The sequence below is a fragment of the Ilyomonas limi genome, from assembly GCF_005233845.1.
Classification (GTDB): domain Bacteria; phylum Bacteroidota; class Bacteroidia; order Chitinophagales; family Chitinophagaceae; genus Ilyomonas; species Ilyomonas limi.
Map to the genome: position 1 here is coordinate 96,363 of NZ_SZQL01000011.1, position 19,039 is coordinate 115,401.

The following is a 19,039-nucleotide window of genomic DNA, read 5'->3' on the forward strand; positions in this document are numbered from 1 at the left end:
TAAGGTCCGGCGGAACACAGAGAGGACAACTGCTTAGTGCCAGCAAGCGCCTTTATGTCTTTGCTGTTGTAAACTTACACACTCACATTAAAATCGCGCAACGCATCATTTAAACTGGTCTTCAAATCGGTGCTGGGCTTGCGTTTGCCAATTATTAAGGCACAGCTTACGCCAAAGCTTCCTGCCGGAAAATCTTTATTGTACGTACCTGGAATGACCACACTTCTTGCCGGCACAATGCCGCGATACTCGATTGGCTCGCTGCCGCTTACATCAAAAATTTTGGTGGATTGTGTAAGCACTACATTAGCACCTAACACTGCTTCTTTTTGCACAATCACACCTTCCACTACAATACTGCGGCTGCCCAAAAAACAACCATCTTCAATAATCACCGGCGAAGCCTGCAAAGGCTCTAACACACCACCAATACCTACGCCACCGCTCAGGTGCACACCTTTGCCAATTTGTGCGCAGCTTCCAACAGTAGCCCAGGTATCCACCATCGTACCTTCATCTACATACGCACCTATGTTTACATAGCTTGGCATTAATACCACATTTTTTGCAATGTACGCACCATAGCGTGCAACAGCGTGCGGCACTGCACGAACACCTAATTCTTTATAATTGCTCTTGAGCAACATTTTATCGTAAAACTCAAATGGCGGTAAGCTAAAGGTTTGCATTTGCTGAATGCCAAAATACAGGAGAATGGCTTGCTTTACCCACTCGTTTACTACCCAGCCGTCTTCTGTTGGAGAAGCCGTGCGCAGGCGGCCTTTGTCCACTTCTTCTATTACGGCTTTTACGGCATCGGTGTATTTTGTTTCCTTTAAAAGTTCCCGGTTGTTCCAGGCTTCCAATATTAATTCTTTCATAAGCCACACCCCTGAAAGGGGATTTTTAATAGTGATTATATGTTTGTTTTTAAATCTTATAGCTACCTGCAATATTCCTATTTTAAATGCAGCTGCGCAAAGATAGGTTGCTGATATACTTGAACGAAAGCAGGTAAATATTTTGTAACGATACAATTCTCCTATATACAAACGATGCAATGCCGCAAGCACTGCATCGTTATATTTTTGTACAAAAAACAGCTTACAGTAAATAGTATAGAATTGAGGTAACTAAATTTTTTAACAGGAAACTAATCCTTATGTAACCTCCATTCACTCCTGATCTCCGCTGTAAAAGCAAAAAATTACTTCAACTTCATATCAGCAATAATGCCTTTAATGCGGTCTTCCAGCTTAGCTTTTGTAGCTTCATATTCGTCATCGCTTTCGAGTATAGTATGCACGCTGAAATAGAACTTTATTTTAGGCTCTGTACCCGATGGACGTGCTGATATTTTGGTGCCATCAGCTAATATAAATTGCAGCACATTACTCTTGGGCAATTTAATATCCCTCTCTTCTCCGGTTACCAAATTTTTGCCTTTGCTTGTTTGATAATCCAATACTTCCAGCACCGGCGAACCATTGATCTCTGTTGGCGGATTATTGCGGTAACCTTGCATCATTTCTGCAATTTCCTCCTGCCCACGCATACCTTTTTTGGTGATGGAAATAAGGTTTTCGAGCCAGAAGCCGTAATTTCTATATAGCTCCAGCAACTTCTCAAAAGGCGTCATGCCTTTGTTTTTGAGATAAGCAGTCATCTCGCAGAGGAAAGCCACAGCCGATACCGCATCTTTATCGCGCAACTGGTCACCAATCATCAAACCAAAACTTTCTTCACCACCTATAATATAATTTTCTTTGCCTTCTTTTTCTTTTATCAACTCTGCAATCCACTTAAAACCGGTGAGCACATTATAGCAGGCTACGCCATTTTGTTTGGCTATTTCATCAATCAATTCGGTAGTAACAATCGTTTTTATTACCATATCATTAGGCTTTGCCAAGCCTTGTGCTTTACGTGCTTCAATCATGTATGCACAGGCAAGTACAGCTGTTTGGTTACCATTCAGCAGCACCCAATTACCCTTATTATCTTTTACACCAATACCTACACGGTCACTGTCGGGATCGGTGCCTAATAAAATATCTGCGTCTATTTCTCTGGCTTTCTTCAAGCCTATGCTCATAGCTTCACTTTCTTCTGGATTTGGATATACCACAGTTGGAAAATTGCCATCAGGTGTTGATTGTTCTTCTACAATTGTAACGTTGGTAAAACCAAATGCTTTCAATACCTGCGGAACCAGCATAATGCCCGTACCATGGATAGGCGTATAAACAATTTTAAGGTCGTGCTGTTTTGATATATCATGCGGCAATACACTCAGGCTTTTTACCATGTTGATGTAAGCCTCATCCATGTCTTTACCAATAATGGTAATATTGTTTTCACCACCGGTGAATTTCACATCATCCACGCTGGCAATCGCTTCTACTTCTTTTATTACATTTTTATCGTGTGGCGGCACCAGTTGCCCGCCATCATTCCAATAAGCTTTATAGCCGTTGTATTCTTTGGGGTTGTGCGATGCGGTACAAATAACACCACCATCGCATTTAAGACTACGAATAGCAAATGAGATTTCAGGCGTTGGACGCAATGCATCAAACAAGTACACCTTAATGCCATTGGCAGCAAAAACGTTGGCAGTGGTTTCGGCAAAAAAGCGACTGTTATTGCGACTGTCGTGCCCTACTACCATTATTATTTCCTTATCGCCATACGTCTTTTTAAGATAGTTGGCAAAGCCTTGCGTAGCCATGCCAATGGTATATTTGTTTACACGATTGGTACCCACGCCCATAATGCCGCGCAAGCCGCCGGTGCCAAACTCGAGGTTGCGGTAAAAAGCATCGGTAAGCTCATCGGGATTGTTTTGTTGCAGTTGTTGCACTGCATTTTTAGTATCCTGGTCGTAGTTACCAGTGAGCCAGGTATTTACTTTTTCCTGTATAGCAGCATCCATTGTGTGTATATTAAGTGGTTAAAAGAGATTGGTAGAAAAACAAAAAGTATGCAAGTATAATTAAATTGCTGTGTTTAGAATAAAGTTTTATGAAGTAATGGCAGAATAAGACATTGCTTATGAATGAAATAGATGGAAGCTGCAATTATGCGTAGTTAAATTGATAAGGAGCAATACTGCTCATCATTCCGCGATTGCCGCCCGGTATGAAAATTTATTTACTAAAAGTTTGCGGGCGCTTTATGCGAAAGCTGAGGAATAATATATCTGCAAATAATTGTTAGAAATTGCTTATTCAACTGTTGTATTTACTTTGATTATACTATTATCTACAAATTGTGCCCAAGTCCACCGCCGGCTACAAGTGAATGCAAGTGTAAAATGGCAGCTTTGCGGAATGACGGACAGCTTGCGTTCTCTGATTTATCACTAACATTTATTTACCAAAATTATATTACTATTGTATAACTGCTCAACTATGAAATCAATTATTACTTTACTGTGGGCTATTTTATTCTTTCCAACTACTAACTACTGCCAGCTATCGCCTGTTGCAAGCGAAAACAATATCCTCATTTGCTGCCAGGCAACGGCACCAGATAATGAGTTTTCAGGATTACTAAAATGGAGAAACTTTGTATTACTCATTCCGCAGCATGTTTCGGATACAGATATGCACAACATTATAGCCATTGATACATTAAGCATTGATTCGGTTTTACAACATCAGGCTGATTCTGTTTATCATTACACTACAATAATTTTTGATACTTCACTCCACAACATTATTCATTCCATTCAGCAAACCATTGGCAAACACAACAAATATGGTGGCTTTGAAGCGGCTGTTGCAGTTGATGATTCCATATTCTTTACGGTAGAAACAGACAGTTTGTGTTACGTGGTAAAGGGAGTTATTAAGGAAAAAGAAGATAAATATCGCGTGGTATTTAAACCAAAAGACATACTAGCTCTGCAAAAGCCAAACTATCGCTTTGATAATGCCGGTTTTGAAAGTTTAACTTATTTGCCCGCAAGTAAAAAGCTGGTTGCTTTGTACGAAAACAATAATCTTTCAAACGCAGTAACAGGTTATACTTTTAATACCGATTTTACACACAAGCAGTCTTTACAATTTAATAAGCCATTGCTCTTTCGCTTAACAGATATAACAGCCATTAAAGACAGTGCAGGCAATGATGCATTGCTGGGGATGAATTTCTTTTATAATGACTTTAAAAAAGATACTGGCAGAAAAGCCACCGAGTTTAATTATTATTTCACAGGCGACACAAATAAAGTTTATACAAGTAAACAATTGACAGCAGCACAAAGTCAACTGCATGGCGGCAACCTATTAAAAGATTGTTTTTCCAGAGTCATCAGCCTGCATATACACAACAATACCGTAAGCTGGCAGGAGGAAGAAATTATTAGTTATCAATGTGATAACTGGGAAGGAATAACATCATACAAAAAAGGAGTACTATTAATGGTGGACGGAAAGCCACCGGGTGTAAATTGCAGGCTTTCCTATTTTGAACTGGATAATCAACCATAATATTTTTGGAACATAACAGCATGGCAACAGCACTATTGGCGCGCTTACCTATACAACGGGTACACCGTATAGCCGTAAGTAGTTTTTTCTTTCTCTTTGGATTGTGCTTTGCTACCTGGGCAAGCCGTATTCCCGATATTAAATTAGAACTGCAATTGAGCGATGGTGAGCTCGGCGGTGTGTTGTTTGCATTGCCGGTTGGATTGATGACGAGCCTCCCTATATCGGGCTGGATTGTGGGTAAATATGGCAGCCGTATAGCATTAACTGTTGGCGCTGTTTTATATCCAATTACACTTATCTTTTTAGGATTAGCAGCCACACGCTGGCAACTTGCTGCCGCATTGTTTGTATTTGGATTGTGGGGAAACATGTGCAACATTGCCGCCAACACACAAGCAGTAGGCGTAGAAGGTATGTATGGCCGTTCTATCATGGCATCGTTTCACGGCGTATGGAGCCTGGCGGGCTTTTCGGGCGCATTGATTGGTTCGGTAATCATTGCAGCACATATTATTCCGCCGGTGCATTTTGCTATTATTACGGCTGTTGCGCTCTCGCTCAATTTATTATTCTTTAAACAATTGTTACCTGCCGATAACCGTGCGGCATCGCAACCCATTTTTGCAAAGCCGGATGCTACTTTATTGAAGCTGGGTCTTATTGCTTTTTGCAGCATGGTGGCCGAAGGCACTATGTTTGACTGGAGCGGTGTATATTTTCAAAAAGTAGTAGCAGCACCAAAAGAGTTGGAAACGCTGGGTTATGTGGCGTTTATGAGTACGATGGCAACCGGGCGTTTTGTAGCGGATTGGTTAACGAACAAGATTGGGAAAAAAACAACCTTGCAGATCAGTGGCTTATTGATTACTACCGGCCTGACGATTGCAATTATTTTCCCGTTTTTAATACCGGCAACTATTGGATTTTTATTGGTGGGCTTTGGCGTTTCATCTATTGTACCATTAATTTATGGTGTTGCGGGTAAAAGCAAAACCATGTCTGCCGGTGTGGCTATTGCGGCGGTTTCGACCATTGGTTTTTTAGGCTTCTTATTAGGTCCGCCCACAATTGGTTTTATAGCGCAAGTCTCCAGTTTAAAATGGTCGTTTACATTGATAGCGGCTCTGGCTTTTTGCAATATCATTTTGGCAGCAAAGGTGGAATTTGAGTAACAGCGACTGTCTTAAACAGAACTGCTTATTTGTATGCTTTAGTTGTATTAGTTGTAAAGGACTTTTCCGAAGGAGATTCCGTGTTGTATTAATAACATTGTCGCCATTTTAAACGTAAGGTTTCAGCGATGTTATGAAGATTTTGCTACAAGGAATAACTTTTTCTATCATCCCGTTTACGAAAAGGTTTAATTACCTTTTTGTATTTCTCCTGTTATCTGAAATTAAGCGATACTGCAAATCGTACTAAAAATTGTGTACAAACCACAATTTACAAGTTATCGAAATTAATCCATCGAATTGTAGTTATACAGAATGTTAGCGCCAGCGCGCCTCGAAGTAAGCGATAAAGAGGTTTCTTCCGGAATATTCTAAACTGCTGTAAGTATAGGCAATAAGGAAAGGCAAGATATGCTTTTGTTTATTTGAGCACGAAACAGAAGCATATTTGAGATATGCTTTTTTCTTATTCTTCAGGGTATTCCACGCTAATGCCCTGAAGAACGGGAACAAAAGCTGATAATGATTGATAGCCGGGTGTTTAATGTTTCTAATCCCGCTATTGCAAATACACGTATTAGTGGTAATGCATTAATAAGTTTTAAGCTTCAATTTGTCGTTTATGAATTGCTTGATAAACAGCCTGGAAACAAACGGCAAAAACATAAGATTGGTAAAGGTATTTCGCAACCATATACCTAATTTGCTTTTAGGAACCAACGACCTTGCAAAGGTCTGGGCTATGTTCTGCTTACGCTCAATAAACGGTTTGAAAATATTTTCGTATCGCTCAAATGCAGCTTTATAATTTCCGTTTTCTTCTTTTAACTCCCCCGCAAGTATATATGCGCCCACCATAGCAAGCGTTGAACCTTGCCCTGATAACAATGACGGACAATCGCAAGCATCACCAACCAATGTTATACGGTCTTTAGACCAATAGCTCATCCGAATTTGACTTACCACATCAAAATAGAAATCGGGAGCCGTATTTATTTTTGAAAGCAATTCGGCGCATTTCCAGCCCGCATTTTCAAATTCACTTCTCAAAATCTCTTTTTGCGTTTCTACATCATGATGATTATAAGATAATTTTGACGGCGAAGTAAAAATGAAAAACGTTGCAGCTTTACGCCCATTAAGAGAATAAACGGCTGCATGTTTACATGGAATATTGTATGTCAGAAATAAGTGCCATGAGAAACGCTATCTTCAATAGTGAATGAAGCGGTGTAATAGCCATAGTATTTTTCAAACTGTGCTTCGCTTCCAAAAACAAGGCTTCGCACATTTGAATGTAATCCGTCAGCGCCAACAATCAGGTCAAATAAACGGGTGCTGCCACTACGTAAGTGTACGGTTACTCCTTCATCATGCTGTTCAATTTTATGAATTAGGTCTCCAAAGATAATTTCAATGTCCTTATCAAGATGGTAGTAAATTACTTTTGATAAATCGCTGCGAAGTAATGTCAACGCACGCCCGTTCATCATCTTTTTAAGTTCTTTATAATTCATTCCGCCCCTTCGTTTGTTATTCTCATCAACAAAAGCGACCTCTGATATATTCAAATCAACTTTCTCCAGGTCAGGCACAATCTTCATTCTTTCTGCCACGTCAAATCCTGCACCCCAGAAATCAATAGCATAGCCACCTTTCCTGAGTTTGGGTGCGACTTCTATAATGGTCGGGTTAAAGCCAAATTTTTTTAGCCAGTAAGCAAGAGTCAAGCCTGCTATTCCTGCACCTGATATTAAAACGTTTTTATTGTCCATTATTGGATTGATGTTTTAGCATTGCCACATTGTAGCATTGGCAGTGTGGCGGAATTTAAAAAAGCTCTGATTTCCTCTGCGGCCTGTTGCCAAATAAATCTTGAGGACATGTCATTTACAATTGCACACAACGTTACCTATTGCCGAAGTACCGGAATAGCGTTTCTTCTGCCCTGTAAGCTATTCTATTGTTGAATAATTATTCTTCAGCCGGCATTTTACCAATGCAATTGTTGTATGCGATTTTATTTCCTATAACTCCTGAATTTTAGCTTTTTCTTCTTTATAAGGTAAGTTCGATTAATTCATCACCTCCTACAACGCACTATTCCCGGTACTATAATTTTCTGTTTTCAAAAAACAAGGAAATCTTTCCCTCGCTTACATAGGCAATTCAAATGGCAGTCCGGTTCATTTCTGCAAACGCATCAGTGAATTACTTTTTCAACGACAGAATATAGGTAACCATTGTTTTCGCATCTTCAAATGAAAGCTCGGGATGTGGGTCCATTACCGCAGATCCCCAGCTTCCACGTCCGCCGATGATTACTTTATGGGCAAGCATCTCAATATAAACTTTGTTTACAGGGTATCTTTTTGCTATATCTCTAAAAGCCGGCCCCACTGATCGCTGGTCTTCTTTATGACAGGTATAACAATCTGAATAAGCGATCAGAACTTCACCCTTATCGGCTACTTCAACAGGTATGCTATCATTTATACCTGGTATTTGTTTTATGTAATCGATCGTTTTCCTCTTATTCTCTTGTTTAGGTTTATTGTCACAACTAAGCAGATAAAATGTGGCAGATAATAAGCATCCGATTAAAAGTGTGTTTTTCTTTCTAAACATATAAATTCTACGCCTCATTAGAGTCAATTTTTTATAACCTGGCTATACTTTTTGCTCTTTTGTGCCTGTCATTGGCTTCGCGTTGAAAGTAAATATATTTTCTTATTTAATTTTTGGGAAGTGATTTTTGTCATGATGAAAGTCAAAGAATGAAGTAGCAGGCAACGAGTGCAGGCTTGGTGTTCGAGGTGGCACAGAATATATACTAAGACTGTGTTTGATAGTCGTGAGAAATTCCTTTTCCAGCCTTTTGTTTTAAAAATGTGAGATATTTTATAGTTGACTTATGTAAGTCTTGATATTCTTCTTTTTTGCTACCAAATAATAAGAACGGTCAATAAACAAAGGCAAGTCGTTAATGAGAAAAATATTAAAAGCTCCATATAATTCAAGTAGAGATTCTTCATTAAAAAAGTCAGAGAAGTAAATTTTCATAAATTGTTAGAATCTGATAGTATTTCTGCTAACTCCCAAATATACGCAACATTCACCAACAACCTGCGCCGGTCCAACCAGATGCACGCTGATTTGCGCGCAACTGTTTTCTTAGCTCCACTCAGTCCCGCTCCAGCTGCGCCTGCATCCGCTGTATTCTGTCTTCCAGCTTTTCTGAAGTCAGATTCTCCCGCATGCTGTCCACTTTTATAGGGAAACAAAACGGTGTAAGCCTGTCCGGAAAAGTCAGTATAATGTTTTCGCTCACAATACGCTGCAAGGCATTGCGCAGGCGCACTTCCTCCATCTGCTGGTCAAACACTTCCTGGTAAGCCTGCCGCAAGAGCAAATTGGTAGCGTCGTATTCGCTGAATACATTAAACAGCAAAGACGCCGATGCCTGCAAATGCCGCGCTTTTTTATGTTCGCCGGGATAGCCCTGAAAAATTAATCCCCCAATTACGGCAATGTCTCTAAACTTACGCCGCGCCATCTCTACACTATTTACGCTCGCCTGTATATCCTGCATTAAATGTTGGATAGAAAATAACTCATATACATTCGCATCATCTACCGGAATGGGTTGGTCGCTTAACAGTTCAAAGCCATAATCGTTCATAGCAATAGAAAAAGTAATAGGGGTAATACGACTGATGCGATATGCTATCAAAGCAGCCATTGCCTCGTGCACCAACCTGCCTTCAAACGGATATACAAAGAGGTGATAACCATCGCGCGTAACAATTTGCTCAATTAATAACTCGCCGGCTTTGGGTATATGCGAAAGTTGCTGTTGTAATTCAAATAATGGTTGTAATACAGAGATTTCTACCGGCTTTTTACCTCTTGTAAGTGCGGCATTAAATGCCTGTCTAAGCATCACACCCAAATTGGCTGAGAGCGGCATCCTGCCACCATTCCAGCTTGGTACAATAGACTTTTTGGCATTGGATTTTTTGGTAATCACCGTCATGTCTTTAATGCCCACTAATTCCAATGTTCGACCAGCCAATGCAAATACATCGCCCGGTGATAAGCGGCTGATAAAATATTCCTCTATCATACCCACATAGCTGCCGCCGAGCAGTTTTACTTTCAGCATGGCATCGCTTACAATCGTACCAATGTGCATGCGGTGCCGCATGGCTATACCGCGGTTTTTTATTCTATAAATACCGTCCTCTCCTATCTCTACTTTTTTATACTCATCATATTGTGCCAATGCATCGCCACCTTTAGTAATGTAGTGAAGAATATGCAGGTATTCTTCTTCTGTAATTTCGCTAAAGCAATAGGTGGTTTTAATTTCATCATAAATTTCATCCGGCTTAAAGCCTTCGCCAACAGCAATAGTGCAGAGATATTGCGTCAACACATCAAAGCACAGCAACATCGGTTCGCGGCTTTCAATGATTTCCGCTTTAATAGCAGCCTTCAAAGCCGCAGCTTCTACTAATTCTAAAGAATGGGTGGGTAAAAAATAAATACGGCTTACCTCGCCTGGCCCATGTCCGCTACGACCGGCACGTTGCAAAAAACGCGCAACCCCTTTGGGTGAACCAACCTGAATGACTGTATCTACCGGACGAAAATCAACGCCTAAATCAAGGCTTGCTGTACAAACAACCGCTTTTAATTTTTGCACATGCAATGCTTCTTCTACCCAGTTGCGCAACTCGTGCTCTATGCTGCCATGATGCAAGGCAATAGCACCCGCTAATTGTGGCGCAATATCCAGCAGCTTTTGGTACCATCGCTCGCTCATGCCCCGCGTATTGATGAAGATCAACGTAGTATTACTTTGCTCAATAATAGGAATGATTTGTTCAGCCAGTGTAAGCCCCAAATGCCCGGCCCAGGGATAACGTTCTATTTCATCCGGTAAGATAGATTCTACATGAATTTGCTTATTGAGATTAGCTTTTACAATTACACTTCCGTTAAGTTGCAATGGCGAAAGCAACACTTCCATAGCCTGTTCCAGATTGCCAATGGTGGCGCTAATGCCCCAGAGAGAGAGATGACAATTGGGAGATGACAGATGAGGGTTATTGGTCGCTGATTTCCGGTTGCTGGCTGCCGGTTGCTGGTAACTGGCACCAGGTATCTGGCATCCTGCATCGGGCTTGCTGCAATTCACGATGCGGCTAATTGCCAACTCCACGAGTACGCCGCGCTTGCTGCCAATGAGTTCGTGCCATTCATCAATAGCTATGATTTTAAGTGTTTTAAAGAATCCGGGATAGCCTTTTTGGGTAAGTAAAAGATGCAGGCTTTCGGGTGTAATAATGAGTACTTCGGGCATATTGCGCTTTTGCTTTTGGCGTTCGCCCGCATCCGTATCGCCATTGCGAATGCCAATACGCCATTGCATGCCCAACTCATTTATCACCTGCTCCATTGCACGGCCAATATCTTTTGCCAATGCACGCAAAGGCGTAACCCACAGTAGCTGCAAGCCATTATTTTTCCTGCGTAAATAATCAGTTGGATGTAGGTTGATGAACTGAATAACAGTGCCCAAAAACACCGAAAAAGTTTTGCCGCAACCGGTGGGTGCATTCATCAATCCGCTTTTGCCATTAAGGATATGCTGCCACGTTTCTTCCTGAAATGGAAATGGATAAAAGTCTTTACCGGCGAGCCATTGACGAACAACCTGGTAGCCTGGCGTGGAATGTAGGGCAAGCGAATTGTTAGGCATAAACAATCCGTCCTCCTGCACAGACTACCCGTATGAAAACTATGTTATACACAGTTTCAAAAATAAACATTTAAAAGGCTTTGAGATAATGTGCTGGTGCAATTAACAAAGCAGATTAATTTAATAAAGTAAAAAAGCAAGTAGCACATTATTCTGCAAATTGCCGCCTATGCGTACTTATATTAATTTGGTCTTTGCGGGCGCGTTGTGCATAATGACAACAACTCACAAATGCCACCATTCCGAACAAGGATAAACACCATCAATAACCACCGGCTCGCCAATCATTGGCGTGGTTACCTGCACCCCTTTTTCCTTTGCCGCTTTGGTAAGCCGTTTAATAGGCTCATCCCACGGATGCAAGGCGATATCAAACTTAGCCCAATGTACCGGCATCAACACTTTTGCATTCAGATCTATGCAAGCCTGCACAGCTTCCTCGGGAAACTGGTGTATTTGCGGCCACGCTACATTATATTGACCGTTTTCTAAAACAGCCATATCAAAGGGACCATACTTCGCTCCTATTTCCTTGAAATGATTACCATACCCGCTGTCTGCACCAATGTATATATTGTACTCATTCGTCTTTAAAATAAAAGAAGACCATAGCGTAGTAAACCGCCTGAAAGACCGGCCGGAAAAATGCCGCGCCGGTGCGGCAATCAACTGCAAATTATCCGTAATAGTTACACTTTGCCACCAGTCTAATTCAGTAATATTTTGTTGATTATAGCCCCAATACACCAAATGCGATGCAACACCCAGCGATGTATAAATGTGCTTTACTTTCGGGCGTAGTTTAGTCACTGTTTCATAGTCCAGATGATCGTAATGGTCGTGTGTAATGAGCAATACGTCAATAGCGGGCATATCATCAATACTATAAACATTTGTACCTGCAAAGCTTTTATTCATAAAAGAAAAAGGCGCCGCATAACCGCTGAATACCGGATCAACTAAAATATTGATGCTGTTAACACGGATGAAATAAGAGGAATGTCCAAACCAAACAATCACCGGCTTATCAGAGATACTTTGTTTCAAATCGGTTTTTACAGCAGGCAAAGGCTTTGGCGGCTTATTGCTTTTTGGTTTATTAATAAAATGCCAGAGCGTTTTTACTATAGATGCATCTTCGGCTAAAGTGGCTGTTGGTACCACATTTTGAAACTGATTATTCCTGTAGTTGGGCGATTGTTTCAGGGTATCCAATTCCTTTCCTGCGGGATCTTTACCAAACGATGCAAACATGTAACGGAGTTTGGGCTTAAAGATATACGACTATTGGTGAATACCCAACAATGAGCTTTGAATAATCTGTATACTGAATAAAATACCTTAGCAAAAAATATGCTATGCCTAATGTTGACGCTATCCAGACTGTAAGCATTTACAAATTATTTGTTCCGCTGAAAGAGCCCTTTGTTATATCGCTTGGACCTATATATCATGTGCAAAATATTGTTGTTGTTATTAAAACAAAAAATGGCATTACCGGCTTTGGAGAGTGCAGTCCGTACATGACCATCAATGGCGAGAGTGTAGATACCTGCTTTATTGTAGGGCAATACTTTGCCAAAGTATTGAAAGGTAAAAACGCATTGGATATAGCAGCCTGTTGCACCATAATGGATAAAACCATTTATGCCAATTACAGCATCAAGAGTGCGTTTGATATGGCGCTGCACGATGTTGCTGCACAACATGCCAACGTGCCGTTGTATCAGTTTTTAGGTGGTAAAAAGGATAAAATACTAACCACGGATATGACGGTGAGTATTGGCATACCCGAAAAAATGCAACAGGACGCCATGCAGTTTAAGGCAACAGGCTTTCCTGCTATCAAAGTAAAATTAGGCGAAGATCTGGAGAGCGATGTTGCAAGAATAAAAGCTATCCGCGAAGGCATTGGCAGTGCTATTCCCTTACGGATAGATGCCAACCAGGGCTGGCAAACGCCTGATAATGCGATTGCTATTTTGAATGCTTTAGCGCCTTACAACATAGAGCATTGCGAAGAGCCAATTGCTCGCTGGCGTTTTATGGAACTCAGTAAGGTATCGGCAATGAGTCCAATCCCCATTATGGCAGATGAAAGCTGCGGTGACCACCATGATGCAGCACGATTGATTGCATTGAATGCGTGCCCGATGTTTAATATTAAACTGGGCAAAACAGGTGGCTTATTAAATGCTATGAAAATAGTACAACTGGCTGCTACAGCCAACATGCACTTGCAAATTGGTGGTTTTATGGAATCGAGACTGGGTATGACGGCAAGTGCACATTTGGCATTGAGTGATGGGCATATTGTGCATTGCGATTTTGATACGCCGCTGATGTTTACCGAAGATCCGGTACGGGATGGAATTTTATATAAAGAAAAGGGTGTAATAGAAGTTCCGGACGTACCGGGATTGGGGGCTGCAATTAAAGACGAATATTTAGAAAAAGCAGAGCAGGTAACTATTGAGTAACTTGCCTGGAAAATAAGTTGAATCAAAACGCTGCCATCGTTCCTCTTCGCCTTGTCCGAAATGAAATAACAGGCGGCACTGTAATTGACAGGTGTATTTTAAACTTAATAAACATGATTACAGGCATTCCTAAAAACTATCATATTATTGCAGATATTGGTTATATACCGCTTGTATGGATGGCACCTAAGCTCTTCCGCTTTGAAGAAGAAAAAACTGCTGCAACGCTCTGCCAGCTATCCAGTGCAGCAGATGTGGCTTACAGTTTAATAACCGATGCCCCGTGGGGTGCAGTAAAGTTGATTTCTTACAAAACACATGCGCTTATAGATGTTGCGCAGGGAGTGGTAGCGCTTACTGCTTCCCTCGCACTTCCTGTCAGGAATAAACGGGCAAGAAATACATTGCTGGCAATGGGCGTCACAGGCCTGGTGGTTGGTACTTTGTCGTGGATAGGCAGTAAGAGAAACAAGTAAATAGCGCTATTCATTTAATCCATTACCTGCATGTTATTTCAAATCTGTTGCATTTGTATAAATACTACATCTTTATACAAATAAATTCCTTCTTCTTACCGGCTACTGTTATTTTTACATACTTATGGAGCATCCGGTTATACATTCCAAACTACCCGAAGTAGGTACCACTATTTTTACGGTAATGAGCCAGTTGGCATTGCAGCACAACGCCATTAATCTTGGTCAGGGCTTTCCCGATTTCAACATGAATGAACGCCTGATACAGCATGTGCACGAAGCCATGCTGACAGGGCAAAACCAATATACGCACATGAATGGATTGCCATTACTGCGCGAACGGATTGCCAACAAAGTAAACCAACTGTATAATGCAACCATTAATCCGGATACTCAAATTACCGTTACACCCGGCGCTACTTATGCTATCTATACCGCATTCACCACTATACTGCAGCCGGGTGATGAAGTGATTGTGTTTGAGCCGGCGTATGACAGTTATATTCCCAACATTATTGTCAATGGTGCAAAGCCGGTTATTATACCGTTACAATTTCCTTCTTATGCAATTGATTGGGAAGAAGTAAAAAAGAAGATCACCGCCAAAACAAAAGCCATCATTATCAACTCGCCGCACAATCCTACCGGCACAGTGCTGAGCAATAACGATTTGCTGCAACTACAATCCATTGTAAATAACACCAATATAGTTGTAATAAGCGATGAAGTATATGAACACCTTGTTTATGACGGACTGCAACACGAAAGTGTGTTGAAGTATCCTGAACTGATGCAACGGAGCTTTGTATGTTTTTCATTTGGCAAAACGTACAGTTGCACCGGCTGGAAAATGGGCTACTGCATTGCACCGGAAGGCTTGATGAGTGAGTTTAGAAAGATACATCAGTACAATGCCTTTAGCACCAACACACCCATGCAGGCCGGACTGGCAATGATGCTGGAAGATGCTACCGCTTATCTCTCTTTAAGCAACAGTATGCAACAAAAACGGGATTATTTGCTATTGTTGATGCAGGCAACACCTTTTGAGCCGCTTGCCTGCCACGGGAGTTTTTTTCAGTGTTACAGCTATCAACATTTCAGCGATGAAAACGACGCTGAATTAGCTATCCGCCTTACCAGAGAGGTGGGTGTAGCTACCATACCTGCATCTGTTTTTTATACCAATCATACCGACAATAAGGTTTTGCGTTTTTGCTTCGCCAAAAAAGAAGCCACCCTCGCCGAGGCTGCAGCACGACTTAAACAATTGTTTTAACCTAACACACTGGTCTTCTTTTGCAATGGTTTAAGTGCTACTACCTTTTGCTTTTTGTTGGCAAAATAACGTACAAACCAGGCAATAGTAAAAGTAGGAATGAGGTCGGTGCCGGGTAGTAATTCTTCTGCTAAGTTAAACACAGCGCCAAAAGCGGCTTTTTTGCCAAATACTATAAAAAAGATGATGGCCGAAACAGGCGCCCAGGCTGCATCTATTATTTCGCCCCAGCCGGGCAGAAGATAGGAGCTGCAACCTATCACATCCATCAATACACAAAAGGCTAAAGAAGGCTGTTTTTTCATGATAATATATAAACAATTTACCTACCATTTTTATTGCCTGCGATAATGACAGTTTTTATCACTGCGAAGGCGCAAAGAGTAAAATGCTATTCATCAAATCCCTTCATAGCTTGGAAATGTTGGCTTTAAAAACAATTAACGGATAAAACAGGAGATGCAGTTATCTTGGTGGCAATTTGATATTCGTAATCTCATGGTAATAAGTCCCTTTGTTTTATTCAAGCTAAAAAATTATCATTTAAAGTAAATAACAAAACAGCAAACTATAAAAATTGCTTTAAAGCCGTTAAAATTTGACAAAGACTGGTTTGAATGCGCCGAGTTACGGAAATTTGTTGCAGTATTATGAATCCAATATCAACTATGTCATTACAAACATTAGACATTTCTGAACACGAGAGACTTCGCGAACTATATCACACCGAAATACTTGATACACCAAGCGAAAGCGATTTTGATGATATCGTAAGGCTTACGGCGCAAACCTTCAATATGCCGGTTGCGCTGATCACATTTGTGGATAGCGACCGCGTGTGGGTAAAAGCCAGTGTGGATACACCTATCTGCGAAGCAAAACGCAACGAAGCCGTTTGCCATTATACCATCGCACAGGAAGAAGTATTGGAAGTGCCCGATTTAAGAGAAGATACCCGCTTCCGTCATCTTTCACAGTTACAGGCTGTATCTGCCTACAGATATTATGCAGGCGCGCCGCTTGCTACCAGCAGGGGTTATAAAATAGGTTCGCTGTGTGTATTGGATAAAAAGCCAAGACACCTTACGCATGACCAGAAAGCAGCACTCCAGGTGCTTGCCAGGCATGTGATAAGCCTTATAGAACTGCGCGTGCGCAACCGCGAAATGGCACAACTGAGCGAAATGCAAAACAAGATCATCAGCATTATTGGTCACGATATCCGTAATCCGCTGGCTTCCTTCAGGGTAATGCTGGATTTACTGGATGATAAATCCAAAGATTTTGATGAAGAAGAAGCAGCCGAAATGAATGATTTGCTGCGCAAGCAAATGGATAGCACACTCGACTTGCTAAACAACCTGGTACAGTGGGGTAAGCTGCATGTGCGTTTAAACAAATCTGCGCCCGACAGTGTAGATATGCATAAACTTGTTAACCGGGTAATGCGCCCGCTGGAATTTTCGGTTACTTTAAAGGGCAATAAGTTTATCAACGATATTCCTGAAGAAACGTATTTACTTGCCGATGAACAGGCGCTGGAATTTGTACTGCGCAACCTGCTTACCAATGCCAATAAGTTTACCGATAAAGGCAACATTACCGTAGCACACCAATTTGCCGATAATCAGCATTTATTGAGTGTAAGGGATACCGGTACTGGCATGGATGAACAACAGATAAAACAGGTGCTGTACGAGAACGGTAATTATTATACTATTGGTACCAATGCCGAGAAAGGCAGCGGCTTAGGCTTATCGCTGGTGCGGGAGTTTTTGAGTAAAATAAATAGTTCGCTTGCAATACAAAGTACAGTAGGTGAGGGTACAACAGTTTCTTTTAATATCTATAATTAAAATAAGCCTGTTTGTATCGAATTAATACAGTTAAGTAGGAGGGCATCCAAATGAACATAAGTAGAAGGTGTTGAATGTGTCGGAACAGTTTTGAAAGAATCTGCTGTATGTATTACAAATAAAAAATCTGTAGTGAGCGAAAGCTTGCTACAGATTTTTTATTTGAGGTTGCTTAAGTTCAATTGCTTGAACTACAAAAACTACAAGAACATAGAGTCTCACAAAAAATTTAACTCCCGGTATCATGCAGGTGAAGCATACTTCGTGCAATTTGATTATTGCGAACCCCATAGCCCCCGTCTTCCAAACTTTTAAACAGTTTCTTAAAAAAACTTTTGGTAATCATGCAAATATGCTGAATCTTTAAAACCTAAACGATTATATGCCATGACTAACAATCCAACAGCACTTGCTATTAAAGACACTACGGCTAATCCAGCACCTTTAGGTTTATTAGGTTTTGGGATGACGACTGTTCTACTCAACCTGCACAATGCAGGCTTTTACAGCGTCAATTCTATGATTATAGGTATGGGCATTTTTATGGGCGGCATTGCCCAAATTTTTGCCGGACTGCAGGAGTGGAAAAAGAACAATACGTTTGGCGCTACCGCTTTTACGGCTTATGGTTCTTTCTGGCTGTCGCTGGTAGCTTTATGGCTGATACCCAAAACCAGCTTTGGCGCAGCCTACGCCAGCGATGAAAAAAGTGTTGGCTTTTACCTGTTACTATGGGGTATTTTCACTTTATTCATGTTTATCGGCACCTTACGTTCCAACAGGATGTTGCAGGTAGTTTTCTTTACACTAACTATTTTATTTTTCCTGCTGGCTGCTGCCGATTTTACCGGCAATGAAACGCTGCACATCATTGCAGGCTACGAAGGTATTTTTTGCGGCCTGAGTGCTTTTTATGGCTGCGTAGCGCAGGTATTGAACGAAGTATATGGCAAAACGGTATTGCCGCTGGGCGTAAAAAGAACAACAGTGAAGATTGAGTAAAGATATTCTTATAGGATAACTGATGTTACTGATAGTTAATAGCTGGTCTTTCTGATTTACCCAGCATATGTGATGTTGCTATTAGAAAATTATTATTGCTGAAAATGTAATAATAGTTATCAGTAAAATATAAATTCTGAAAGCTATAATAATTGTTCATGATAAGCCCGGAAGAAGTAAAAAAGTGTGCACTTTCTTTTGAAGGCACTGATGAAAAACCGCATTTTCATCGTATTGCTTTTACTGTAAATAAAAGAATATTTGCCACACTTTCTTATGAAGACAAAACAGTGAACCTGATGTTTAATCCACAACTGCAAGTGCTGTTTTGTCCGCCCAGCAGCGAGGTGATTTTTCCAATACCAAACGGCTGGGGTAAAAAGGGGGCTACAACCATCAATCTTGATAAAGCAACCAAAAAACTGGTACAATCGGCACTGCAGGAAGCATATAAACTGAAGAAGAAAAATAAGTAGTAACGATGTTTCCTCATTTTTTCTACATTCCT

Annotated in this window: 16 protein-coding genes; 8 read left to right on the forward strand and 8 right to left on the reverse strand. The window is 41.0% G+C overall.

Features of this window, described 5'->3' with window-relative positions:
- Window positions 1–74: 74 nt before the first annotated feature.
- Window positions 75–881, reverse strand: coding sequence for a 2,3,4,5-tetrahydropyridine-2,6-dicarboxylate N-succinyltransferase (locus FC093_RS14190; RefSeq protein WP_170971092.1), 807 nt, complete (start codon window positions 879–881; stop codon window positions 75–77).
- Window positions 882–1,207: 326 nt separating this feature from the next.
- On the reverse strand, window positions 1,208–2,935 hold the full coding sequence (locus FC093_RS14195) for a phospho-sugar mutase (RefSeq protein ID WP_137262457.1): 1,728 nt from the start codon (window positions 2,933–2,935) through the stop codon (window positions 1,208–1,210).
- A gap of 478 nt (window positions 2,936–3,413) precedes the next feature.
- Between FC093_RS14195 and FC093_RS14200 the strand changes: the two genes are divergently transcribed.
- Together FC093_RS14200 and FC093_RS14205 are read left to right on the forward strand one after the other, a co-directional pair.
- On the forward strand, window positions 3,414–4,496 hold the full coding sequence (locus FC093_RS14200) for a hypothetical protein (protein WP_137262458.1): 1,083 nt from the start codon (window positions 3,414–3,416) through the stop codon (window positions 4,494–4,496).
- Window positions 4,497–4,516: 20 nt separating this feature from the next.
- A complete protein-coding gene (locus FC093_RS14205) occupies window positions 4,517–5,671 on the forward strand; it encodes an MFS transporter (RefSeq protein WP_137262459.1) in 1,155 nt (384 codons plus the stop codon).
- A 591-nt stretch (window positions 5,672–6,262) separates the two neighbouring features.
- On the opposite strand, the gene FC093_RS14210 is transcribed toward FC093_RS14205, so the two are convergent.
- The 5 genes from FC093_RS14210 to FC093_RS14230 form a co-directional block, all read right to left on the reverse strand.
- Window positions 6,263–6,721: a Rossmann-fold NAD(P)-binding domain-containing protein gene (locus FC093_RS14210; RefSeq protein WP_137262460.1), complete on the reverse strand. Its 459-nt coding sequence runs from the start codon at window positions 6,719–6,721 to the stop codon at window positions 6,263–6,265.
- A 131-nt stretch (window positions 6,722–6,852) separates the two neighbouring features.
- A complete protein-coding gene (locus tag FC093_RS14215) occupies window positions 6,853–7,446 on the reverse strand; it encodes an FAD-dependent monooxygenase (protein WP_137262461.1) in 594 nt (197 codons plus the stop codon).
- Between the two features lie 436 nt (window positions 7,447–7,882).
- Entirely contained in the window at window positions 7,883–8,317 is a 435-nt protein-coding gene (locus tag FC093_RS14220; protein ID WP_240743309.1) for a c-type cytochrome, read from the reverse strand.
- Between the two features lie 538 nt (window positions 8,318–8,855).
- Entirely contained in the window at window positions 8,856–11,438 is a 2,583-nt protein-coding gene (locus FC093_RS14225) for a ligase-associated DNA damage response DEXH box helicase (RefSeq protein ID WP_137262462.1), read from the reverse strand.
- Between the two features lie 225 nt (window positions 11,439–11,663).
- Window positions 11,664–12,692, reverse strand: coding sequence for an MBL fold metallo-hydrolase (locus tag FC093_RS14230; RefSeq protein ID WP_137262463.1), 1,029 nt, complete (start codon window positions 12,690–12,692; stop codon window positions 11,664–11,666).
- A 104-nt stretch (window positions 12,693–12,796) separates the two neighbouring features.
- Here FC093_RS14230 and FC093_RS14235 point away from each other — a divergent pair, with 104 nt between their 5' ends.
- From FC093_RS14235 to FC093_RS14245, 3 genes are all read left to right on the forward strand, one after another.
- Window positions 12,797–13,918: a mandelate racemase/muconate lactonizing enzyme family protein gene (locus FC093_RS14235; RefSeq protein ID WP_137262464.1), complete on the forward strand. Its 1,122-nt coding sequence runs from the start codon at window positions 12,797–12,799 to the stop codon at window positions 13,916–13,918.
- A 113-nt stretch (window positions 13,919–14,031) separates the two neighbouring features.
- Window positions 14,032–14,394 carry a hypothetical protein gene (locus tag FC093_RS14240; RefSeq protein WP_137262465.1) on the forward strand — a complete coding sequence of 121 codons (363 nt, stop codon included), beginning with the start codon at window positions 14,032–14,034 and terminating at the stop codon, window positions 14,392–14,394.
- Window positions 14,395–14,518: 124 nt separating this feature from the next.
- Window positions 14,519–15,673: a methionine aminotransferase gene (locus FC093_RS14245; protein WP_137262466.1), complete on the forward strand. Its 1,155-nt coding sequence runs from the start codon at window positions 14,519–14,521 to the stop codon at window positions 15,671–15,673.
- On the opposite strand, the gene FC093_RS14250 is transcribed toward FC093_RS14245, so the two are convergent.
- Complete coding sequence (locus tag FC093_RS14250; protein ID WP_137262467.1) at window positions 15,670–15,978, reverse strand: hypothetical protein; 309 nt, start codon at window positions 15,976–15,978, stop codon at window positions 15,670–15,672. The two genes, FC093_RS14245 and FC093_RS14250, sit on opposite strands and share 4 nt — an antisense overlap.
- 363 nt (window positions 15,979–16,341) lie before the next feature.
- On the opposite strand from FC093_RS14250, the gene FC093_RS14255 reads away from it, so the two are divergent.
- The 3 genes from FC093_RS14255 (at window position 16,342) to FC093_RS14265 (ending at window position 19,007) form a co-directional block, all read left to right on the forward strand.
- A complete protein-coding gene (locus tag FC093_RS14255) occupies window positions 16,342–17,529 on the forward strand; it encodes a GAF domain-containing sensor histidine kinase (RefSeq protein WP_170971093.1) in 1,188 nt (395 codons plus the stop codon).
- 387 nt (window positions 17,530–17,916) lie between these two features.
- On the forward strand, window positions 17,917–18,531 hold the full coding sequence (locus tag FC093_RS14260) for an acetate uptake transporter (protein ID WP_137262469.1): 615 nt from the start codon (window positions 17,917–17,919) through the stop codon (window positions 18,529–18,531).
- 158 nt (window positions 18,532–18,689) lie between these two features.
- On the forward strand, window positions 18,690–19,007 hold the full coding sequence (locus FC093_RS14265) for an MmcQ/YjbR family DNA-binding protein (protein WP_137262470.1): 318 nt from the start codon (window positions 18,690–18,692) through the stop codon (window positions 19,005–19,007).
- Window positions 19,008–19,039 lie beyond the last annotated feature (32 nt).